The sequence below is a fragment of the Sorangium sp. So ce296 genome (assembly GCF_051529605.1).
GTDB lineage: Bacteria > Myxococcota_A > Polyangia > Polyangiales > Polyangiaceae > Sorangium > Sorangium cellulosum_D.
The window spans coordinates 8,245,757-8,268,268 of sequence record NZ_CP150325.1; the positions used below are offsets into that span (position 1 = coordinate 8,245,757).

At 71.3% G+C, this 22,512-nt stretch carries 13 protein-coding genes; 6 read left to right on the forward strand and 7 right to left on the reverse strand.

What is annotated here, in order from left to right; translation table 11 throughout:
• Positions 1-23: 23 nt before the first annotated feature.
• From WME98_RS30455 to WME98_RS30465, 3 genes are read right to left on the reverse strand one after another with little or no spacing between them, the layout of a single operon-like run.
• The gene (locus WME98_RS30455; RefSeq protein ID WP_437945223.1) at positions 24-2,549 is read right to left on the reverse strand and encodes a hypothetical protein; all 2,526 of its coding nucleotides are present in this window, start codon (positions 2,547-2,549) and stop codon (positions 24-26) included.
• On the reverse strand, positions 2,546-3,556 hold the full coding sequence (locus WME98_RS30460; RefSeq protein ID WP_437945224.1) for an NAD-dependent epimerase/dehydratase family protein: 1,011 nt from the start codon (positions 3,554-3,556) through the stop codon (positions 2,546-2,548). The genes WME98_RS30455 and WME98_RS30460 overlap by 4 nt, the downstream gene beginning before the upstream one ends.
• Positions 3,553-4,641, reverse strand: coding sequence for a Gfo/Idh/MocA family protein (locus tag WME98_RS30465; RefSeq protein WP_437945225.1), 1,089 nt, complete (start codon positions 4,639-4,641; stop codon positions 3,553-3,555). Before WME98_RS30465 ends, WME98_RS30460 begins: the two co-directional genes overlap by 4 nt.
• A gap of 328 nt (positions 4,642-4,969) precedes the next feature.
• On the opposite strand from WME98_RS30465, the gene WME98_RS30470 reads away from it, so the two are divergent.
• The gene (locus tag WME98_RS30470; protein ID WP_437945226.1) at positions 4,970-6,205 is read left to right on the forward strand and encodes a glycosyltransferase; all 1,236 of its coding nucleotides are present in this window, start codon (positions 4,970-4,972) and stop codon (positions 6,203-6,205) included.
• A gap of 371 nt (positions 6,206-6,576) precedes the next feature.
• On the forward strand, positions 6,577-6,954 hold the full coding sequence (locus WME98_RS30475; protein ID WP_020733235.1) for an STAS/SEC14 domain-containing protein: 378 nt from the start codon (positions 6,577-6,579) through the stop codon (positions 6,952-6,954).
• 21 nt (positions 6,955-6,975) lie between these two features.
• Here the strand turns inward: WME98_RS30475 and WME98_RS30480 are convergent, their stop codons facing one another.
• Entirely contained in the window at positions 6,976-8,178 is a 1,203-nt protein-coding gene (locus tag WME98_RS30480; RefSeq protein WP_437945227.1) for a P1 family peptidase, read from the reverse strand.
• Positions 8,175-10,610, reverse strand: a complete 2,436-nt coding sequence (locus WME98_RS30485) for a D-alanine--D-alanine ligase family protein (protein WP_437945228.1) — start codon at positions 10,608-10,610, stop codon at positions 8,175-8,177. The genes WME98_RS30480 and WME98_RS30485 overlap by 4 nt, the downstream gene beginning before the upstream one ends.
• Positions 10,611-10,789: 179 nt before the next feature.
• Between WME98_RS30485 and WME98_RS30490 the strand changes: the two genes are divergently transcribed.
• Positions 10,790-13,258: an ATP-dependent helicase gene (locus tag WME98_RS30490; protein ID WP_437945229.1), complete on the forward strand. Its 2,469-nt coding sequence runs from the start codon at positions 10,790-10,792 to the stop codon at positions 13,256-13,258.
• Positions 13,259-13,288: 30 nt separating this feature from the next.
• Here the strand turns inward: WME98_RS30490 and WME98_RS30495 are convergent, their stop codons facing one another.
• Positions 13,289-14,326 (reverse strand): FG-GAP repeat domain-containing protein, encoded by a 1,038-nt coding sequence (locus WME98_RS30495; protein WP_437945230.1) that lies wholly within the window; start codon positions 14,324-14,326, stop codon positions 13,289-13,291.
• 770 nt (positions 14,327-15,096) lie between these two features.
• Between WME98_RS30495 and WME98_RS30500 the strand changes: the two genes are divergently transcribed.
• The 3 genes from WME98_RS30500 (at position 15,097) to WME98_RS30510 (ending at position 20,608) form a co-directional block, all read left to right on the forward strand.
• Positions 15,097-16,077 (forward strand): hypothetical protein, encoded by a 981-nt coding sequence (locus tag WME98_RS30500; RefSeq protein WP_437945231.1) that lies wholly within the window; start codon positions 15,097-15,099, stop codon positions 16,075-16,077.
• 293 nt (positions 16,078-16,370) lie between these two features.
• Positions 16,371-17,354, forward strand: coding sequence for a hypothetical protein (locus WME98_RS30505; RefSeq protein WP_437945232.1), 984 nt, complete (start codon positions 16,371-16,373; stop codon positions 17,352-17,354).
• A 662-nt stretch (positions 17,355-18,016) separates the two neighbouring features.
• Entirely contained in the window at positions 18,017-20,608 is a 2,592-nt protein-coding gene (locus WME98_RS30510) for an RTX toxin (protein ID WP_437945233.1), read from the forward strand.
• 307 nt (positions 20,609-20,915) lie between these two features.
• Here the strand turns inward: WME98_RS30510 and WME98_RS30515 are convergent, their stop codons facing one another.
• Entirely contained in the window at positions 20,916-22,502 is a 1,587-nt protein-coding gene (locus tag WME98_RS30515) for an SNF2-related protein (RefSeq protein ID WP_437945234.1), read from the reverse strand.
• Between the last annotated feature and the right edge of the window lie 10 nt (positions 22,503-22,512).

Below are 22,512 nucleotides of genomic sequence, written 5' to 3' on the forward strand. Positions count from 1 at the left end.
CGCGCCGAGGACAAGCCGCCGGCTCAGAGCGCGAGGACACCGCCCTCGTCGGCTTTGACGGCGCTGGCGCCGGAGCCGGGGCGGATCGTGATCTCGTCCCCGCCGCTCGCCGGCTTCCTGATCACGTCGTACGAGGCGCCGGGGGTGAGCCCCGTGACGAGGTGCCTCGTGACGCCGGGCAGCGAGGTGAACTGCACCTGGGACACGGCGCCCAGCGCGACCGGGAACAGGATCAGGGTGCCCTTCACCGCCGCGCCCGCGTACGGCGTGCCCTGCTTCGTGCGCACGAGCGTCGCCGGCTGCGCCGCGGCGCCCGCGGCGGCCCCCTCGATCACGTGGAGGAAGCGCGCGTCCTTCGGCATTGGCGCCGGCGGCTCGGTCCTCAGGGTCGCGAGCATCGGCTCGAACTCGGCCGGCTTGGTGTCCCACGTGCCGGTCGGCTTGTACGGCTCGGCCACGAGGACGGCGCTCTCCGGCAGCAGCGCGGTCACGAAGAGCTTCTGCCCCTTGGGCGTCGTGACGGTCGCGAGCTTCCCCGCGATCTGCGCGGCGCTCGGCGTCTGCAGGAAGAACCGCTTGAACCGCCCCGCCTTGCCCGTCGCGGCGCGATCGTAGATGACGAGGTGGTCCGGCTTGAGCCACACGAGCGAGCGGCTGACGTGCGTGACGTCGTGGATGTCCTCGTAGTCGGAGTTGTAGAGCGCGGTCGCGTCGCCGAGGACGTAGACGTAGTCCTGCGCGAAGCTCTTCGCGAGCACCCGGGGATCGTGCGTGTGCACGAGCGGCCACTGGGACCCGCGCTGCCACAGGCCGCCGCGGTTCGGGTCGTCGTAGCGGCGGTTCCTGTCGTTCTCGACGGCGAGGGTGTTGTGCTGCTCGGAGTTGCCGAAGAAGGCGCCGTAGCCGACGCGCTCCTTCGTGAGCCACTCGCCGCCGCGGTAGAAGCCGAAGCTCAGGCCGTCGCCGTGCTGGTGGTCGATGTGCTCCCAGCCGAGCTGGAACTGGAACCACGCCGCCTCGGGGCCCCAGCTCGTCCTCGCGAACACCTGGCCCATGCCGGGGCCGTAGTGCGTGAGCGGGACGGAGGGGCGCGGATCGGTCGGGGTGACCGCCGGGTCGATCAGCAGGAAGTACAGGATCGAGTGGCGCTTGTGGACCTGGCCGAGCTGCGAGCGGGCGCGCCGCGCGAGGCCGGCGGCGCCGCCCGGGCCCGCGTGGACGGCCATCCAGCGCAGCGCGTTGAGGCGCTCGGCGTTGCCGCTGTTCTGGGCGTGGAGGCCGAGCGCCGCGAACGGATCGATGTGATCGGTGTACTCGTAGCGCTGGCCGTCGCCCGTCCACGCGGCCTCGTGGGTCGGCCCGATCCGCCCCGCCGGCGCGGCGGGGCTCAGGCTGTGGAGGTGGGCCGGGATGAACTCGTGCCAGAAGGGGTTGCCGTCGAGGTGCACCTGCGGGCCCCACTTCGCCGGGTCGGCCTCGCCGGCCGTCTGGATGGCGAGCAGCGTCTGGGTCACGTAGGCGAGCGTCGCGGGGCCGTACTGGAAGCCCTCCGGCGGCGTGCCGCCCCGCGCGTCGTTCCGGAGGACGCTGTCGGTCATGTAGAGCCACGCCCCGGTGACGTTGGCGAAGTAGTCCCTGAGCCGCGGGTAGGTGCCCTTGTGGTTCGGGGCCGGCGGATCGTCGGCCTCGTCGAACGCGAGCGACATCAGCGCGAGGTTGCGCATGTGCGACGTGAAGTAGTTGTTCACGGCGTACCTGCGCTTCCGCGGCTCCTTCAGCAGGGCCGGGTCGTTCAGCTTGCCCGCCGGCTCGGGGTGGTCGTGGCTCGTCGTCGACGAGGTCAGCTGGGCCTCCGCCCAGCGCAGGAAGACGGGCCGTATCGCCGCCCTGTCCTGGGGCGAGAGGTACCCGTAGATCCAGTCGACCGTGAGGCCGAACGACTCGCCGGCCCAGCGGGCGCGGTCGCCGGTCGAGAACTTGGGGTGGTTGAAGGGATCCTTCGGATCCCCCTTGTTCACGCGGTCGACGATGTAGAGGAGGATCTTCCGCGCGCGGGCGGCGTAGTCGTTGCGGGCCGCCTCGTCGCTCGAGACGAGCGACATGAAGGCGAAGAGCTCGGCGTGCGCCTCGCAGTAGACGCGGCTGAACTCGCAGTCGCCCTCGGAGGGGATGCTGCCCTTGTCCATCGCGGCCGCGGCCTCGGCGGCGACGGCGGCGAGCTCCTTGAACATCGGGTTCGCCGGCGTGGCGCGCGCCCGGAGCTTCGGCAGGTCGGCCGCGCGCACCCAGAGCCGCGGGTGCCCCGTGACCGGCGCGGCGGGCGGGGCCGGCGGCGCCTCGAAGCGCGGCGCCGCGACGCCCGGCGCTGCCGCCTGCACGGCCGCGGCGGCGGCTTGCGTCTGCGGGTCCGCGCCGCTGTGGACCGCGGGGGGCCCCGGGGTCATCCGCCGGTCGCAGCCGGCGGAGAGGCCCGCGAGGCCGAGCGCTAGCGTGACCGGCGCGAGCGGCGCGAGGGGCGCGCACGACGCAAGCGACCGCCGACGCGTCATGTCGCGCGTTCCCGGAGATAGGCGAACGTCCGCTGCAGGCCCTCCTCCGTGGAGACGAGCTGCTTCCAGCCGAGCGCCTTCAGCTTCGTGTTGTCGAACCGGTTCCCCTTCCACGAGGTCGCGGCCTTGTAGGGCGTGAAGATCGCCGGCAGCTGCCCCTTCGAGTAGGCGTGGTAGCGCTCGACGAGCTTCGATATCCCGGCGAGGGCGAAATACGGCACCTTGAGCGAGCGGATCGGCTTCACCTCGCGCTTGTAGCGGGCGAGGTAGACGTCGGCCGTGGGCAGGTCGTCGTCGTGGACGTTGTAGACCTGCCCCTTCGCGACCTCGCTCCGGCCGGCGACGGCGATCGCCTCGGCGCAGTTGTCGACGTACGTGAGCGGCAGGATGTTGCTGCCGCCGAGGTGCAGGAACACGCCGAACAGGCTCATCCCGACGCGGCTGGAGAAGGCGTTGCCGCCCGGGCCGTAGATGACGCCGGGGCGGAGCACCGTGAGCGGGAAGCCGTAGCGCGCCTGGTACTCCCAGAAGAGCTTCTCCTGCCGGAGCTTCGCCTGCGAGTAGAGATCCCGCTGCGCGGGCTTCGCCTCGAGGGGCGTGTTCTCGTCGACGATGTACCCCCGCGGGAGGTCGGCCACGCCGTAGACGCCGAAGGAGCTGATGAGGACGACGCGCGGCGACCTCCCGGTGTGGACCAGCGCCTCGAGCAGGTTCTTCGAGGCGACCACGGTGTTCAGGAACATGTCGGCGGGCGCGCCGCCCATGGCCGCGGCGACGTGGTAGACGACGTCGATGCCCTCGACCGCGCGCTCGGCGGCCTCCTTCGTGGCGAGGGAGCCCACGACGACCTCGAGGGGGACGCCGCGGCGCTGCTCGATCTCCTCGAGCCGCGCGCGGTTGCTCGCGGGGCGGACGAGGCAGCGGAGGTCGGTCTCGCCGTGGGCGAGCAGCCGGTCGACGAGGGCCGACCCAAGGAAGCCGTTCGAGCCGGTGACAAGGACTTTCATGTGCGCGCCTTCTCCTGCGGGACCTGCCGGAAGATCTCATCCATCATCCACGCGACCCGGATCATGTCCCGGTACGAGATGGGCAGCTCGGCGCCCCGCGTGATGCTGTCGTAGAAGAGCCCGAACAGGCGGTTCATCCCCGAGAAGAAGTGGAAGTCGCTGCGGGCGAACCGCGCCACGTTCTTGCCCCCTTCGCGCAGGTACGAGAGGGCCTGATCGAAGGCGGGGACGACGCGCCCGATGGCGCTCGGGAGCTTCGGCGACGCGTCGAGCGTGACCGTGCGGCTCGTGTAGTCGACGTGGAGCGTGTTCTTCGTGCCGTAGACGCGGAGGAAGTGCCCGGGCGGCCGCGCGTGCGACGAGAAGGTCCCGTAGGCGCTGACGCGCGCGCCCTGCACCGTGACGCGGAGCTCGTCGAGCATGTCGTCGCGGGCGTCGCCAAACCGCTTCTCCCGGAGCGCGTAGGCCGTGGCGGTCACCTTCGGCTGTTCGTCGTCCACGAACTCGACGATCTTGTTCAGCAGGTGATCGATGTTGTTGTGAAACAGCTTGCCCGGGAGGCGATGGACCCAGTGCGAGCCGTCGCCGAGGAGCGCCGCGCCGAAGGGGCCGGAGAGGTTGTAGCCGAAGCAGCTCTCCACGTGGACGGGGTCGCCGAGCACGCCGTCGCCGATGAGCCGCCGCATCTCGATGGCCGGCGGATCGAAGTTGTACTCCCAGCCGACGGTCATCTTCTTCCCGGCGGCGGTACAGAGATCGATGAGGCGCCGCACGTCCGAGAGGTTCAGCGCAATCGGCTTCTCCACGTAGACGTGGGCGCCGGCCTCGATGGCGCGCCGCGCGAGGAACAGGTGCGACTGCGGAGGGGTGGTGATGTGGACGACGTCGGGCTTCTCGACGTCGAGCATCCGGTCGAACGAGTCGTAGTGGCTCGGGATGCCGTAGCGCACCGCGATCTGCTCGGCCATCAGGAGCTCCAGGTCGCATACGGCGACGACCCGAGCCCGCTCCGGCATCTTCTGGATCTCTTCTATGTGGCCGTCGGCGATCTTGCCGCAGCCGACGATCGCGATTTTGAGGGTCATGGGGCGGCGGAGCGTACCGCAACGGGGCAGGCGAGAGCTAGGCTCTCGGGGTTGTCGCCTCGCGCGGGCCGGCGCGCGGCGATCGCAGCGAGGCCGCGGCGGGTCGTCCATCGCCACCTCGCGCGCGGGGTGGCGCCGGGCGAGGCGGCGACGTCGAGGTCGTGCGTCCGCATCGAGCGCGGCGCGCCGCGCTCGCCGAGGAGCACGGCGCGCCGCGCTCGCCGAGGCGCGCGGCGCGCCTCGGCGTGGACGAGCCTCGTGACGGTCGCGGCGGCGTCGGGTAGGCTGCGCGGCGCATCATCATAAAGAAGGGTGGTGGTTCGTGCGCGTGCTTCATGTTCTTCATACGTCGCTGCCGGTGATTGCGGGGTACACGATCCGCAGCGACTACATCGTCAAGCATCAGGCCGAGCACGGGATGCGTCCGGCGGTGGTGACGTCGGCGCAGCAGGGGTCCGGGGACACGCTGAAGGAGGAGATCGGCGGCATCTCCTACTGGCGGACGCGCGAGCCTTCGGGCAAGAAGCTGCCGCTCGTCCGGGAGCTCTCGCTCGTGCGGGCGCTCGAGGCGCGCGTCGAGGACGCGATTCGGGAGTTCCAGCCCGACGTCGTGCACGCGCACTCGCCGATGCTGGTCGGGCTGCCGGCGCTCGCGGCGGCGCGCCGCTTCGGGCTGCCGCTCGTCTACGAGGTGCGCGACCTCTGGGAGAACGCCTCCGTCGACCGGGGCAAGTTCGCCGAGGACTCGGTGCCCTACAAGATCGCGGCCGGCCTCGAGACGGTGGTCTACAAGTACGCCGACGCGACGGTGACGATCTGCGAGAGCCTGAAGAACGCCGTCGCGCCGCGGGTGCGCAGCACGGACGCGCTCTACGTGGTCGGCAACGGCGTCGACTCGGACAAGTTCGCGCCGCGGGAGGCCCCGCCCGGCGCCTGGGAGCGCTTCGGGCTCGCCGGGAAGAGGCTCATCGGGTATGTCGGCACGTTCCAGCCGTACGAGGGGCTCCAGACGCTCATCGCGGCGATCGGCGACATCGCGCGGGAGATCCCGGACGCGCACGTCGTGATCACGGGGGCCGGCGGCCAGGAGATGGAGCTCAAGGCGTTCGCCCGCGAGAGAGGCGTGGAGTCCAAGGTGACGTTCACGGGGCGGGTGCCGCACGACGAGGTGTTCAACATCTACGCGATGGCGAGCCTGCTCGTGTATCCGCGCATCCGGACCCGGACGACCGCGCTCACGACGCCGCTGAAGCCGCTCGAGGCGATGTCCATGGCCCGGCCGGTGATGGTCAGCGACGTGCCGGCGATGGGGGAGCTCGTGCGCTACGGCGAGACCGGGTTCGTCTTCAAGGCGGGCGACAGCGCCGACCTCACGCGGCGCTGCGTCGAGGCGCTCAAGGATCCGGAGCGCCTCGATCGGGTCGGCAAGAACGCGCGGGAGTGGATCCTCAAGGAGCGGCAGTGGCCCACGCTGCTCTCGCGGTACCCGGCCATCTACGAGCAGGCGGTCGCCGCGCGGCGTGGGCGGGGCAAGTCGCCCGCCGGCGAGGCGCGCGCGGCGTGAGCCGCCGCGCGCGGCGGGGCCCGGCGCCCGGGAGGCGCGGCGCCCGGCGCGCTCCCGCCGCGCGTGAGCCCCGCACGGCGCGCCGCGCGTGAGCCCCGCACGGCGCGCCGCGCGTGAGCCCCGCGCCGCGGGCCTTCCAGGCCCTCCGGCGCGGCGCGCGGCGTGCGGCGCGCGGCGCCTTTCCAGGAAAACCACGCCGTCCGCGCCGCGCCGGAGCGGCGCCGTCCGCGCTCCCGGCGTTCTCCCCACGGCCGACCGCCAGCATCGCCGCCGCGCGCGCGGCGCGATCCCGGGGCTCGCCCAGCGCGATCCGGAGTATGATTACGCGGCCCCATCCCGCCCCTTCGGGAACCGGCAGGAGGTCCCCCAACGTGTTCGAGATCAAAGTCGACCGGATCCACTCCATCGTGGATTTCGTCCTCGAGGGGCGCGTCCGCCTCGAAGAGATGGAGAACTTCGTCAGCGAGCTGAGGAAGGCGTGCGAGGGCCTCCAGGGGCGGGAGATCAAGATCAAGGCCGATGTGCGGGGCTTCCGGCCGATGTCCCCGGAAGTGGCGGAGAAGATCCGCGCGGTCCAGGAGTTCGGGCTGGAGCTCGGGGTGATGCGCGTGGCCGAGATCATCGAGAGCGACATCGTCGCGCTCCAGCTCAACCGCGTCGCGCGCGAGAGCGGCACGGACAAGGTCCTCCGGCGCTTCTGGGACGAGGACGCCGCGCACGAGTGGCTGCTCCACGGCGACCCTGAATAGCGCGGCGCAGGGAGCGCCGCGCTAGCGCAGGGGGGGAGGGTCGCAGGGGTGCGGCGGCCGGTAGCGCGCGAGCACCTCGGCCACGGCGTCGAGCGGCAACGCGGGCGCGTGGTGACCGCTGTGGCCGGTCATGTCCACGCCCGCGCACATGGCGTTGAGGATCGCCTCCTCCACCACGTCGACGGTGGCCTCGTAGAGGCCGTCGATCTCGGTGTCGAGGACCAGCTCGGCCATGTGCCGCCCGGGCGCGAGGGGGTGAACGCTGAGCGAGCGGCTCGACCGCGGGGCGCTCCATTGCTCGGTGGCGACGCGAGGCACCCGGTTCGCGGTGCTCCACGCGAGGACGATCTCCCCCGAGTTGTTGGCCGCGTACCCGCCCGTCCGGCCGATCGCGAGCGCGGCGCGACGCGCGAGGCGCGCGAGCTGGCGGTGGATGAGCGGGGCGTCCGTGGCCACGAGCACGATGATGGAGCCGGCAGGGCCCCGCCGCGGGACGTGCGTGAAGCGATCGCTGATGAGCCGGCCCACCGGGACGCCATCGACCCGGAGCAGCTCGCGATCGCCGAAGTTCGAGAGCACGAGCGCGCCCACCATCGAGTCGACCCCGCCGACCGGGACCGAGCGGCTGGAGGTGCCGATCCCGCCCGCGAAATGGAAGGTCTGCATGCCCGTGCCGGCGCCGACGCACCCCTCGGCCACCGGACCGCCGCGAACGTTGGAGAGCGCCTCGTCGACGTCGGCCTGCGTCACGTGCCGCCCCACCGCGTCGTTGAGGTAGCTGTCGTCGCACTCGGCGACGACCGGGATCACGACGTCGTACTCCTTGCCGATCTTCGGATGGCGCTGCGAGAGCCACGCGACGGTCGCGTCGAGGACGCGGCCGACGCAGAGCGTGCTGCAGAGCAGGATCGGCGTCTCGCAGAGGCCCCACTCGTTGATCTGCGCGAGGCCGGTCACCTCGCCGGCGCCGTTCAGCACGTAGCTGGCGGAGAAGACCCGATCCAGGAAGATGTCGCCGTCGGCGGGCATGACCGCGGTGACGCCCGTGCGCACCGGGCCGATGCCGGGGAGGAGCTCGCCGCCGCCCTCGACCTTGGTCACGTGGTGGACCCGGACGCCGGCGACGTCCGTGATCGCGTTCTCGGGACCGGTGGGAAAGCGGCCGATCGCGACGCCGAGATCGCGCAGCCGAGGGCGCCTGATCGAGATCGAGGGCGCGCTCACGGGCCGGCGACCTCGCGCTCCATGACCGAGGCCGCGGACGACGGTGGCGCGGGCTCCGCCGCGAGCGGCGCCGGCCCGGCGAGCGCAGGGCCGAACGCGGGCTGCGAGGCCGGCGCGGGCTGCGGCGCCGGCGCGGGCTGCGAGGCCGGCGCGGGCTGCGAGGCCGACGCGGGCTGCGAGGCCGACGCGGGCTGCGGGGCCGGCGCAGGCTGCGAGGCCGGCGCGGCCTGCGAGGCCGGCGCGACCTGCGGCGCCGCGGCGCCCGCGGCTTGCGGCGCCGCGGCGAGGGCGCCCGCGGCCTGCGGCGCCGCGGCGCCCGCGGACTGCGGCGTCGAGGCGCGGGCGTCCCGGTAGCGCTTGAGGCAGCCGGCCATGATCTCGCCGATGAGCATGCGGTAATCCATCCCCGCCACCTTCGCGATCACGCAGAGATCGCTGAAGTCGGGGGTCAGGCCGGGCAGCGGGTTGATCTCGATGACGTACACCCGGCCGTCCTTGGCCATGCGCAGGTCGACCCGGGCCACGTCGCGGCAGGCGAGGGCCGCGAACGTGTCGCGCACGACCTTCTCGATGCGGCGGAGCTCGGACGGCGTGAGCTGCGCGGGGCACTCGAAGCGCACCCGCGGCGTGTCCGACTGCTTCTCGTCGTAGCCGTAGACGGGGTACGAGGGCGGGTCGACGAAGACGACCTCCATCGGCGGCAGCACCTTCGGCCGCCGCTCCCCGAGCAGGCCTACGGTGAACTCGCGCCCCGTGATGTACTCCTCGATGAGCGCCGGCTGGTGGTAGCGATCGACCAGCTGCTTCGCCGCGGCGCGCGCGGCGGCCTCGTCCTTGACCACGGACGCGGAGGTGATCCCCTTCGAGGTCCCCTCGGCGTTGGGCTTCACGATCACCGGGTAGCGGAACGGCTTCAGCTTCTCGCGCCCGGTCGTGACCACCTGCCACTCGGCCGTCTCGATGCCGGCGGCCCGCAGGATCTGCTTCGTGAGCCCCTTGTCGAGGGCCAGCGAGAGCGTTGTCGCGTCCGAGCCGCTGTACGGGATGCCGAGCAGCTCGCAGAGCGCCGGGACCTGCGCCTCCCGGCCGCGGCCGCGGAGCCCCTCGGCGATGTTGAAGACGACGTCGACCCCGGAGGCGCCGAGCGCGCGCGGCAGATCCGGGGTCGCCTCGAGCGGGACCACGGTGTGGCCGTAGCTCTCGATGGCGCTCGCGATCGCCTGGATGGTGCGCGGCGAGTCGAACTCGGCCTCGGAGTCGTTCGCGGCGCTCCCGCCCCCCTTGCCGGGGCCCCCGTCGGTCGCGGCCGTGTCGCTCCGCTTCATGTTGTAGGTGAAGCCGACGCGGAGCGAGGTCCGCTTCGCCCGGCGCGGCGGGGTGCTCTCCAGGAGCGGCAGCAGCCCGCGCCGCTTGCAGGCGCTCCTCACGATGGCCCGGATCACGCCGTCGAAGTCGACGCCGCGCTGCGCCGCGGCCACGAAGACGCTGGCGCCCGGCTGGAGCGTGGGCAGCCCGTCGACCTCGAGGAAGTGCACGTCGTGCTCCAGGCCGCGCGCCGACGACGGCGTGACCCGGAACTCGCAGCGCGCGTGGTCCTTGAGGTCGAGGGCGCGCACGATGCGCGCGGTGAGCGATCGGATGCGCTCGATCGTCGCCGGGGGCAGCTGCGCGGGCCGGCGCGTGACGTGCTCGGGCTTCGCGTGCTTCAGGTTGAAGTCGTACACGTTGTGCCTGCCCGCCACCTGGGGATCGATCACGAACTCGATGGGCGTGAGGACCCCCTCGGGGACGCCCGCGGCGCTCGGCCGCGCGCCGCTCGCCTCCTTGAGGCCGTCGACGAAGGCGCACGCGACGTCGATGCCGGCGATGTAGTGCTCGACGAGCAGCCCCGCCTCGAAGCGCGCGAGCTGCCGCTCGACCACCTCGGCGAGGTGGTGCGCGTCCTCGCAGACGCTCCACTCCCGGTGGATCCCCTTCGAGGAGCCCTCGAAGTTCGGCTTCACGATGACCGGGAAGCTCACGTCGTCGAGGGCGCCGCTCTCCAGGGTGGTCCGGTTGACGAGGCGGGCGCGCGGGGTCGTGACGCCGTAGCTCGCGAGGACGCGCTTGGTGAGCGACTTGTCGAGCGCGACGTTCAGCGTGTACGCGTCGGAGCCGGTGTACGGGATGCCGAGCTCGTCGAAGAGCGACGGGTAGAACGCCTCGCGCGTCTTGCCCTTGTGGCCCTCGGCCGTGTTGAAGATGAGGTCCGGCTGGAGCGCCTCGAGCCGCGCCAGGACCCGGGAGGCCGGCCCGCTGACCTCGATCCGCTCCACCTCGTGCCCGGCCCGCTCGAGCGCGCCGGCGATGGCGGCGATCGTCTCCGGGCTGTCGAACTCCGCTTCCTCGGCGGACCCCGTGATCTTCAGGTTGTGCGTGAGCGCGATGCGCATGATCTCTCCTGGGCCGCTCGTCCGGGCCGCGTCGTTCCTGTGCCCTGTCGGCGGCGCACGCGCGGGGCAGATTACGGCGAGCGCGCCTTTTTTGCGGCGGAAAAAACGGGGCAGCGGCGCGGTGGTCCAGGGGCCTGGCCGGGCTCCCGCTCGCGCGATGGTCGTGCTAGCGACCCCGTGTGGATCGTATTGCCGCACCCGACGCCGACCCCTTTCCGCCGCCCGAGCCTGGCCTCCCCCACGAGGAGCTGAACGAGCCGCAGGCGCAGGCGGCCCGCCACGCGGCGGGGCCGCTGCTCATCTTCGCGGGCGCGGGGAGCGGCAAGACGCGCGTCATCGTGTACCGCATCGCGAACCTCATCGTGACGCACCGTGTCCCGCCCTACCGGATCCTCGCGGTGACGTTCACGAACAAGGCGGCGACCGAGATGAAGCGCCGGCTGGAGGGGCTCATCGGGCCCGACATCGTGAAGGACCTCTGGGTCGGCACGTTCCACGCCGTGTGCGCGCGCCTCCTGCGCCGGCACCACGAAGCGGCCGGGCTCGAGAAGAACTTCGTCATCTACGACGACGACGACCAGCGCGCCGTCATGAACCGCGTGCTGAAGGAGCTCAACCTCGACGAGCGGCGCTACCCGCCGCGCCAGGTGCTGTCGCGCATCCACGCCGAGAAGCAGGAGGGGCGGGGGCCCGGCGAGTTCGAGCGGAACGGCTATTTCGACGACGCGATCGCGCGGTGCTTCGAGGCGTACGAGCGGCACCTCAAGGCGGCGAACGCGGTGGACTTCGACGACCTCTTGCTCTCCGTGCTCCGCATCGCGGAGGACCCGACGAGCCTGGCCGGCGAGGATCTCCGGGCGCGCTTCCGCCACGTGCTCGTCGACGAGTTCCAGGACGTGAACCAGGTGCAGTACCGGCTCGTCCGGGCGTTCTGCAAGGCCCACGACAACCTCTGCGTGGTCGGCGACGACGACCAGAGCATCTACCGCTGGCGCGGCGCGGACGTGCGCATCGTCCGCGGCTTCCGGCGCGATTTCCCGCACGCGACGGTGGTGAAGCTCGAGCAGAACTACCGCTCGGTCGGGCACGTCGTGCGCGGCGCGCTCGGCGTGATCCGCCATGCGTCGGACCGCGAGCCGAAGGAGCTCTGGACGGCGAACGCGGACGGCCCGCAGATCGACGTGGTCGCGGCCGACAGCGAGCACGACGAGGCCGCGTGGGTGGTCGAGTGCGTCAAGGAGCTCATCGCGCAGGGGGTGTCGCCGAACGAGATCGCGGTGTTCTACCGGATCCACGCGCAGTCGCGCGTGCTCGAGGAGGTGCTGCGCGAGGCGCGCATCCCGTACCAGATCATCGGCGGCACGCGCTTCTTCGAGCGGGCGGAGGTGAAGAACCTGCTCTCGTACCTGCGCGTCGTGGCCAACCCCCGCAGCGACGTGGATCTCAACCGCATCATCAACGTGCCGGCGCGCAAGATCGGCCAGAGCACGGTGGACAAGCTCATCCAGGCGGCGGATCTGCTCGGCGTGTCGCTCTTCGAGGCGATCGATCCGATCATCGAGGGGCGGGTGCCGCCGTCGGCGATGCCGGGGGCCAAGCTCGAGCCGCTCGCCACGGCGGCGAAGCGCAGCCTGCTCGGCTTCCGCGATCTGATCCAGGGGCTCATGACCGAGGCGAGGGGCGCGTCGCCGAGCGCGCTCGCGGAGGAGGTGCTCGCGCGGTCGGGCTACGCGCGGATGCTCGAGCAGGACGACAGCGTCGAGTCCGAGGCGCGGCTCCAGAACCTGCGCGAGCTCGTGCAGTCGATCGTGGACTACGAGCAGGAGGCGATCGCCGCCGGCGAGGAAGCGACGCTCGAGGGCTACCTCGAGCGGGTGAGCCTGGTGTCGGACGTCGACGCGCTCGTGGACATGCCGAAGGTCGCGATGATGACGATCCACGCGGCGAAGGGGCTGGAGTTCCACGCGGTGTTCCTGACCGGCATGGAGGAGGACCTGTTCCCGTTCCGGAGCCAGGATCCGAACCGCAAGGGCGACATCGAGGAGGAGCGCCGGCTCGCGTACGTCGCGATCACGCGGGCGCGGGAGCGGCTCTGGATCACGCACGCGGCGCGGCGGGCGATCTTCGGCCAGACGCGTTACTGCCTGCCGAGCCGGTTCCTCGCGGATCTCCCGCCGGCGTCGGTGCGCCCGATGGCGACGCCGACGTCCATGATGGCGCAGCGGCGGGTCGACGTCGGGGGCGGCGGGTACGCGGCGTCCGGGGGGAGGTTCGGCGGCTCCGGGGAGCGCGCGTGGGAGGGCCGGGGCTCGTGGGAGGGCCGCAGGCCCGCGGCGCAGCCCGAGGAGCGGCTCGCGTGGTCGCGGTTCGCCCGGGACGGCGAGGCGGCGAGGGCGCCGGCGGCGCGCGGGGTGGACCGCGTCGAGCGGGCGCCGGGCGAGCGGTACGTCGAGCGGGAGGCGGTCGACGCGGGGGGCGAGGGCGGCGAGGGGGTGGCGCTGCGGCGCGGGATGCGGGTGTTCCACGAGCGGTTCGGGCCGGGCGTGGTGGAGAGCGTGGACCCGGGGGCGGATCCGATCGCGACGGTGAAGTTCTCGGGGTGGGGGAAGAAGCGGATCAAGGCGGCGTTTTTGCGCGCCGGATCGTGAGGGCGCGTCGCGACGACCGGCGGCGGCCGATCAGCCGCCGCCGTAAGGGCCCGGGATCACCGGTCCCGGCGCGAGGACGCGGCTCCCGTCCATCAGCCACACGGCCATCTCGCCCGTCCCGGCCCTCTGCCAGATCACATCCGCCATCCGATCCAGGTTGACGTCGCCGGCGGCGCGCGCTTCCCAGCCGTCGCCGATCGGCCCCGGGATCACGGGTCCCGCCGCGAGCAGCTGGGTCCCCTCCAGCATCCAGACGGCAATCAGCCCTCTCTCTCGGTTGCTCCAGAGTACGTCGAGCATGCCGTCGGCGTTGAAGTCGCCCACGCCGCCGGCGACCCAGCCGTCGCCGATCGGCCCGGGGATCGCCGGTCCTTCCACGAGCGGTTGACTTCCGTGCATCAGCCAGACCCGCAGCAGGTTCCGCTCGATATCGTTCCAGACCACATCCGCCATTCCATCGAAATCGACGTCGATCGGAAAGCCGAAGGCGAAGCCGCCGATCGGCCCCGGGATCGGGGGCGCCGCCGCGAGCGGCTGGGTAACGTTCATCGGCCAGACCGCCATCCGGTTGTGCTCGGCATCGATCCAGAGCACATCCGACATTCGATCGAAGTTGAAATCGCCGGGCAGGGCCATCCAGCCATCGCCGATCGGCCCCGGAATGGACGGTCCGGGCGCGCGCAGGCGGCTGCCGTCCATCAGCCAGACCGCCATCAGGTTCCGCTCGTCGTGGGACCAGAGCAGGTCCGCCATTTCGTCGGCGTCGAAATCGTTCGCCCAGACGATCCAGCCGTCGCCGCCGGGCCCCGGGATGAACGGTCCGGGCGCCAGGAGGTCGCTTCCGTTCATCAACCACACGGCGATCCGGTTTCGTTCGGCGTCGTACCAGACCACATCCGCCATCCTGTCGGCGTTGAAGTCGGCCGTCTGGGTGATCGTCCAACCGCGGCCGTCGCGCCGCTGCGTCGCGGCGCCGGGGGGTGGGGCCGAAGGCTCGATGGAGCGGCCCTCGTCGTCCAGGCCGGCGCCACGCGCGCAGCCGCCTGCCGCAGGGAGCGCCGCGGCCACACACAGCGTCATCACGACATTCATGGACGTTCTCACGCGCGCCTCTCCTGCCGCGCGTGCGGTGCATTGGCCGCCGGCGATGTCCGGCCGCCGCCTGGCCTCCGCCCGTGGGCGCGCGGCTCACGCGCCGGGAGAGGCGGCAAGTGCCGGTCCATTCCATCCGGAGCCCGCCTCCGCGCCGAACCCCGGCGTTGCGCGCACAGGGGATCGCCCTCGGAAGAGGAGAATCACCGGGGCGTCGAGGGCATCGGGGGAGATCGCCTCTGCTCACGGCGCCCGGGCGATCCGACAACTCGGGCCGTCGGGCTGTTCCGGGCGCAACCAGCGGCGCGAGCATGTCCACAGCCGAGGGGAAGTTCGTCGTTGGGTGGTGGCCTCAATGGCCCCGGAGCGATTCACATGAAGGCGGGAAGATCCTTGATCTTCTCTTCCCGCCTTCCATGTTCGAAGTAGGTCACCACCCGTGCTTGGCGCGGCCTGCGTGGGTCTTGCTGGCCAGGTCCCGCGGGGGTCGACCTCCACGCGACCAGATGCCGGGCCAGGCGTGAAGGGGGTCGAACCCCCCCCTCGATCAGGTGCAAGGCCACCTCTCGGGAGGGTCGACCGCCACTCCCACCCCTGCAGTACCGGTTCCGGTGGGGGTTGATCCCCGTCCGTGGGGCCGCGCTTTCACGGCTGCCATCCTTCTGGTACGTGAGCCTCCGCATCCCTGGCGGCCGGCTCCGCGGCGCCCGCGCGAGCCCGAGCCAGGGCCGAGGAGGCCCATCTCCATGCACAGGAACATCCGTCGTGCCGTCGCGTCGGCGCTCGGCGCCGCGCTCCTCTCCGCCTCGGCGGGCGCCATGGCCGCGCCGCCGTCCGGCGCCCGCGATCGGCTCGTGGCGCAGGCGCACACCGCGGTCGACGAGGGGCGGCTCGCCGACGCGCGCGAGCTGTGGATGGCCGTGTGGAAGCTCGAGCGCTCCCAGGTGGCGGCCTGCAACATCGGCGCGCTGTCGTTCCGGATCGGCGACATGCCGGCCGCCGTGCGCTGGCTGTCGCTCTGCAAGGAGATCATGCGCGCGCCGCGGACCCCCGACGAGCGCGCGCTCTACGAGTCGCGGCTCGTCGACCTCGCCCGCGCGCGCCAGCTCGCCGGCGAGCTCCGCATCCTCGCGCCCGCGGGCGCGACGGTCACCATCGACGGCGCGCCGGCCGAGATCGAGGGCGACGCGCCCATCCCCGTCGAGCCCGGGCGCCGCGTCGTGCGCGCGGCGCTGGACGGCAAGACGGCCTCAACCGAGGTCGACGTCCCGCGCGGCGAGACGCGGGAGGTGAGCCTCACCTTCCCCCCGTCGCCGGCCGAACCGCCGCCTGCCGAAGGCCCGCGCGCGACGCTGACGAGCCCCCCGCCGCCTCCGCCGGCGCGGCCGAGGCCCGACGGCACCCTCGTCACGGGCGGCATCGGCCTGTCGGCCACCCTCGCGGCGGCCGGCGGCGTGCTGCTCATTGGCGCCGAGAAGCGCGAGGAGGCGGTCCTCGCCGCCGCCCGCGCCGCGGGGCCGAACGGCTGCTTCCGCGTGCGCTGGCCGATGTGCCAGCAGGCCGCCGCCGCCCACGGCGAGATGCGCACCTTCCGGCAGCTCGGGGTGGCCGGACTCATCACCGGTGGCGCGGTCCTGGCGGTCACGCTCGGATACACGTTCTACCCGCGCGCTCAGGCCGATGTGCGGGTGTCCGCGGATGGCTTTACGGTCAGCGGCGTCTTCTAACCACGAAATCGACATCGATCCTGGCCTGACCCGCGCGTGATCGGACGGCGGCGTCCGCGCGCCGCTCACTGGCGAAAACTTGCGTGACGGCCGCGCGCCGAGCGCGGCATAGTGAGCCCATTCGAGGATCAGGCCAACGACTCTCCCGGCGGATTGGGGCCGCCGGGGCTGCCGGCTGCCCAGCCTTGTGCCGGAGGACTGGACACACGATGAGCTCTGTCAAGCTTTGTATCGGGGGAATTTTATTTGTCACGGGTATGGCGCTTTCTTTTGCGTGTGGTGACGAGCCTTACGTGGGGGGCGACTGCGCGACCACGGACGACTGCCTGTCCGAGGGGCAGAGCGCGCCGGGGACGGTGTGCATCAACGAGCGCTGCACGTGCGCCGAGCCGGGCAAGGTGGTGTGCTGCGCGCGCGGCGAGGAGGAGCCGGGCTGCTTTCTGATGTGCCGGCCCTGCGACGAGTGCGCGGAGGGGACGGCGGAGTGCTCGGGCGTGATCGACCCGTCGGCGCAATGCGAGACCGACGCGGAGTGCCCCGGTCCGCCGGACCCGCGGTGCGGCGCGGGGCGCTGCGTCGAGGGGAAATGCGAGCTCGACATCAAGCCGGGCCGGCTCGCCTCGCAGCTCCGCGGCGACTGCAAGCAGGACGAGTGCACGGAGGAGGGGCGCGTGGTCAGCGTGCCGGCGTACGACGTGTACAACGACGGCAACCAGTGCACGAACGATCTCTGCGACTATGATCGGCCGCTCAACGCGCTGCTCGACGGGGTGATCTGCCCGATCTCCGGCTCGGGGCGGTGCCATGAGGGGCGGTGCGTCGAGTGCCTCCACGACGATCCTACGCTGCACTGCGCTGCAGGGTTGGCGTGTGACGGGGTGTTCTGCGTCCCGCCCCACTGCGTCAACATGGTGTTCGACGCCGGGCGCGGAGAGACCGCTCAGGACTGTGGTGGGGATTGCGCGCCGTGCAGGGACGGGGATCCATGCGACGCCGGGACGGACTGTCAATCAGGGGTTTGCACGATGGCGCATTGCAAGGCGCCGACGTGCGACGACGGCGTGAAGAACGGCGACGAGACCGGCGTGGACTGCAGCGGTTCATGCCCCCGCCGCTGCCCGGACGGCGGCGGCTGCACGTCGGGAGATGACTGCGCGAGCGGCGTCTGCTGGGCCGGCGCGTGCGAGGAGCCGAGCTGCAAGGACGGCGTGGAGAACGGCGACGAGCTCGGCGTGGACTGCGGCGGAAAGGGGTGCGACGCGGCCTGTCCGGGGTGAGCGGTCGGCCACGTCCCCGCGCTGTACCAAAGTAGGGGTGCCTCGAGCACGATGTTGGGCGCGCCATCGACGAAGGACAGGCGAAGCGCGGACTCGCCCCGGTCGCGGTCGATGCTCTCGGGCCATGACCCGTCGACGTGCGACAGAAAGCGCGCTCCCGAATCAGCGCATCATCCAAGCGAGACATGATACCAGCAAGTCTCGCGTCAGGTTGCCGCCGGATGAATCCGACCTTACCGATGGCGGAATCGGCTGTCTGCGGCGCGCCCGCCCGGGCGCCGCTGCGCCGCGGTCGGCTCGTCGAGCCCGGGGTCCGCCAGCGTGACATGTCACGGTAGGACCAGGACATGTCACGGGACAGAGCGTGACACGTCCCCCGGGACGCGGCGCGGCGTCATCGAGACGGAGCGCCTCCCGGGCGGCGCGCTCCTGGCCGTGGCAGGCGCCGCGCGCGGAGGAGCGCCTGGAGGCGAGGGCGACGCGCCTGCGGCGGACTGGCACGCCGCTTGTATAACGGCAAGACGGGCGCGCGCCCGGCGCCGGTCCGAACCACGGCGCGACGCCGGGCAGCCGCGGACCCGGGCCCGCCGGGGCCGCTCTCTCTACGTCCGTCGCTTCGCGCCGGTCTGGCGCTCCGGACCGGCCTGGAGGTGCTTTCCCTCATGTCCCTCGAAGCAGATAACGATTCTTTCGCCGTACGCTCGCGCGACGGCGATCCCTTCACCCCGCCCCCGCGCGATGCATCCGCGCGGAGGCCCTCTGTCTGGCTGGCGCTCGCGGCGGTCGCGCTGTCCGTGCTCGGGTGCCATGGAGACGATCCCGGGCAGCTCGCCGCGGACGACTCCGAGCTCATCGCGGCCCCGCAGGCGCTCGTGTCGGACGACACGCCGCTCGACATCCGCGCCCGCAAGCCTCGCTTGAGCGTGGGCTATGCCCATGCTTGCGCGGTGAAGCCGGACGCCACGCTCGCCTGCTGGGGGGGCAATGCTCAGGGCCAGTCTACATGGTCTGACGAGAATGTCTATCAGGTGAGCGTAGACAGGTATCACACGTGCACGCTGTACGAGTATGGCACAGTATACTGCAAGGGGCGCAACAACGAAGGTCAGCTCGATGCGCCCAATGAGGAGTTCGTGCAGGTCGACGCAGGCCTCTTCCACACCTGCGGCCTGAAAGTGGACGGCACGGCGGTGTGCTGGGGAGATGACACGCTCGACAAAGCCTCGCCGCCCGTTGGTGTCACCTTCGTCCAGGTCGACGCGGGGCTCCACTTCTCGTGCGGGCTGAAGGCGGACGGCGATGTGGTGTGCTGGGGGCAAGGGTACACCGGGAATTCCTTGTCGCTCTCCTCGAAGTTCAGCCAGATCAGCGTCGGCGGTGGCCGCGGCTGCGGCGTCACGATGACCGGCACGATCGCTTGCTGGGGGTCGTCGTTGTTTTCGCCCCCTTCCGGCACGTTCACCCAGGTCGGCGTGGGAGATAACCACGTGTGCGGGCTGAAGACGAACGGAGAGATCGCGTGCTCGGGCAACAGCTCTGTGTACGATGTCTCAGTGTTGCCGCCCACTGGCACGTTCACCGAAATCAGCGTGCAGTACGGGAACAACTGCGCCACGCGGACTGACGGCGCGATGATCTGCTGGGGCGTGGATGCCGGGGTGAGGAACCCTCCCAGCGACACCTTCGGGCGGAACATCGTCTCGTCGGGCGGCTGGCACTCCTGCGTGCTGCGGCCGAACGGCGAGGTGCTCTGCTGGGGCAGCGACTCCTCTCTACAAGCGACGCCGCCCGCCGGGACGTTCACCCAGATCAGCGCGGGCGACAGTCACAACTGCGGCGTGAGGACCGACGGCACGGTGTCCTGCTGGGGCAGCGACCTCTTCGATAAGTCGACGCCACCCACCGGGACGTTCACGCAGGTCAGCGTGGGCAGCAACCATAGCTGCGGGGTGAAGACCGACGGCACGCTGTCCTGCTGGGGCATCGACTCCTCTCTAGAATTGGCGCCGCCCACCGGGACGTTCACGCAGGTCAGCGCGGGCGGCAGCCATTCGTGCGCGCTGAGGACGAGCGGCCTGGTGGTTTGCTGGGGCGCAAACAGCGAGGGCCAGTCCGCCCAGCAGGTCGGCTCGTTCATCCAGGTCAGCGCCGGGGGCAACCATAGCTGCGGCGTGAGGCCGAACGGTACAGTGGTTTGCTGGGGCGCGGACGACGTGGAGTCCTCGACGCCGACCGGCACGTTCAGGCAGGTCACCTCAGGGATGGGACATAGCTGCGCAATCACCGATTCCGGGAACGTACGTTGCTGGGGGAACAACACGCACAACCAGACCTCGGAGCCGGTCGGCAAGTTCGTTCAGATCAGCGCGGGCAGGGATCATACGTGCGGCGTAGATATCCACATGGGGCTGCACTGCTGGGGATGGGAAATGTCGGACCGGACCGTGCCGCCCACCGACGTGTTCACCCAGATCACCGCGGGCAGGGATCATACGTGCGGCTTGAAGGCCGACGGGAAGCTGAAATGCTGGGGCGCCAACTGGGACGGCCGGAGCGACGAGAGCCCGCACACGTTCACCCAGATCAGCGCCGGCCAGACCCACACGTGCGGTGTGAAGGTGGACGGCACGGTGGCCTGCCAGGGATCGCTTGAATCAGATACGATCACCGTGCCCAGCGGCCAATTCCTTCAGGTCAGCGCGGGCGGCTCCCACACCTGCGGGATCAGGACCGACCACACGGCGCACTGCTGGCAGGACCCCTACCACGACCATGGCCAGACGGTCGATACCCCCTCCGGCACGGTCACCCAGATCAGCGCGGGGTTGTTGAACGCCTGCGCGGTGATGGCGGACGGCACGATCAACTGCTGGGGAGAGAACTATTCCGGTCAGAGCGCCGACCAGACCACGGGCTCGTTTACCCAGGTCAGCACGCGCTACGCGCATAGCTGCGCGCTGAAGGCAGATGGCACGATCAAGTGCTGGGGGATCGATCTGTACGGCCGGGCCACGCCGCCGTCGGGCACGTTCACCCAGGTGGGCGTCGGCAACTACTTCTCCTGCGGGCTGAGGTCGAACAACACGGTGACCTGCTGGGGGCACATCTATGGTGCTACCGCGAGCGCTCCGTCCGGCAGCTTCACCCAGATCGCCGTCGGTGCCGACCACGCCTGCGCGCTGAGGACGAACGGCATGGTCCAGTGCTGGGGCGCCAACTCGTATTACCAGATCGTGCCCCCCCTCCCGGAGTGAGGACCGAGGGAGAGACAGGTACCCTTCGTACGTGACGACCTCTCCCATGACACCCCTCCGCTCCCTCCCGGGGCACGCGACACGCTCCACCGCTCCGGAGTCACGGAGCGGTCAGCTTGAACTCTGGGAACAATGCTTTCTTGCGTCCCGCTCGGAAGTGTCAGCTCGAGGGGACGTTCCGCGATCATGTCTGGCATGCCCCTCCAGCCAGCGCCTTCGTCAATGATGTCAAGCGCCCTAGCTCAACAGGAGCTCAGGCACTTCTTCTGTCCATTTCTGCGCGCCTGCTCGCAGATGCGGGCGCGCCTCAATCGGCTCCGGCGAGCAGCCGCTCGATCTCGTGCATCGTCTCGACGTCGTCGCCGACCATCGCCTTCATCGACTGGATCCTGCGGCACACGATCGCGGCGATCTTCTCTTCGACGGTGCCGTCGGCATAGGCCCAGTAGACCTGCGCGAAACGTCCATCGCGGTGACAGCGGCCCTCGATCTGCGCCATCTGGATCGCCGACCACCGCAGATCGTGGATCACCTCCGAGCGCGGGACCTCGTTGTGCTCTCCCTGGTGGAGCGAGATCCCTTCTTCCACGGTGAAGAGCGCGACGCGCGGCTCGCCGCGCTGGAAGCGGAGGCGCTCGGCCTCCTTCTCGCCGGCCGGCATCGCGCCGTGGATCAGCGCGCACGGGACGCGCTCGCGGGCCAGCGCGGCCTGCACGGCCTCGAGCGTCTCCAGGAAGGCGACGGAGACCGCGACCTGATGCCCGTTGTCGAGCAGCTCACGCACGAGCTCCACGGTGCCCGCCACGCGGATGAGCGAGCTCTTCTGCCGCAGGCGCAGCGTCGCGGCGAGGGCCGACCTCGGGTTCGCGCCCTTCGGCACGAGCTCCATCTCCCGGCGGAACGCGGTCCACGCGCGCGCGTAGAGCTCGCGCGCGGAGGCGTCGAGCTCGATGGGGGTGAGGATGCGGTTGATCTCGGGCCAGCCGGCCACGTCCTCCGGGCGACGCCGCATCCCCACCGCGGGACGGCCGTCGAACAGGAGCGCGCGCACCTTCTCGCAGTCCGCCGGATCGCCGCGCCAGTCCCACCTGCCGAACGCGCCGCGCGTGACCCCGAGCCCCTGGCCTTCGCACCACTGCTCGAAGTCCTTGAGATCCGCGGAGCGGCTCCCGGTCGCGCTCGCCAAGAGCGGCGCGAGATACGATAGCTCCAGCGGGTTCTGCCCCGCGGTGGCCGAGAGCCAAAGCACGAACCCTGCGCGTGCGTTGAGCTTCACCGCGAGCTTGGAGCGCGCCGCCGCCGGGTTCTTGCAGCGGTGGCTCTCGTCCCAGATCACCACGTCGAACTCCGCGGCGCTGCCGGCGCGCGCGAGGCCCTTCTTCGATCGGATCCTCCGCCGCGCCTCCGGGGTCACCTCGAAGAGCTTGCCGAGCCGATCATAATTGATGATGACGATCTCTTTGCCTGCGTCGCCCATCGCCTCGACCGTGCGGCGCCAGTGCGCGACGACGGCGAGCGGGCAAACGATCAGCACCGTCGCGACGTCCGGCATCCGGAGGACCGCGGCCCAGGCGGTGATCGTCTTGCCGAGGCCGACGTCGTCGGCGAGGAGGAACCCGGCGCGCCTCTCGGCCTTCGCGGCGGCGATGGCCCGCACGCCGTCCAGCTGGTGCGGGCGGAGGACGATCGCCCCCGCGGGGGCGGCCGGCGCGGGCGCTGGGTCGTCGTTGAGCTCGCGCTCGATGCGTCGCTCCCACGAGTATGGCGCGGCGCGGAACGGCGCGAGGGCCGGCGGGAGCGTCTCTGCGCGAGCGACGAACACGCCGTGCGCCGCGTCCCAGCGCGCGCCGCTCGCGGACGCGACCGCGCGCATCGCGAACGGGACGTCGAGCACATGGGCTCGC

Coding starts and splice junctions, on each gene's coding strand:
- WME98_RS30455 (WP_437945223.1), bottom strand. CDS start 2,549: ATGACGCGTCGGCGGTCGCTTGCGTCGTGCGCGCCCCTCGCGCCGCTC.
- WME98_RS30460 (WP_437945224.1), bottom strand. CDS start 3,556: ATGAAAGTCCTTGTCACCGGCTCGAACGGCTTCCTTGGGTCGGCCCTC.
- WME98_RS30465 (WP_437945225.1), bottom strand. CDS start 4,641: ATGACCCTCAAAATCGCGATCGTCGGCTGCGGCAAGATCGCCGACGGC.
- WME98_RS30485 (WP_437945228.1), bottom strand. CDS start 10,610: ATGCGCATCGCGCTCACGCACAACCTGAAGATCACGGGGTCCGCCGAG.
- WME98_RS30500 (WP_437945231.1), top strand. CDS start 15,097: ATGCACAGGAACATCCGTCGTGCCGTCGCGTCGGCGCTCGGCGCCGCG.
- WME98_RS30510 (WP_437945233.1), top strand. CDS start 18,017: ATGTCCCTCGAAGCAGATAACGATTCTTTCGCCGTACGCTCGCGCGAC.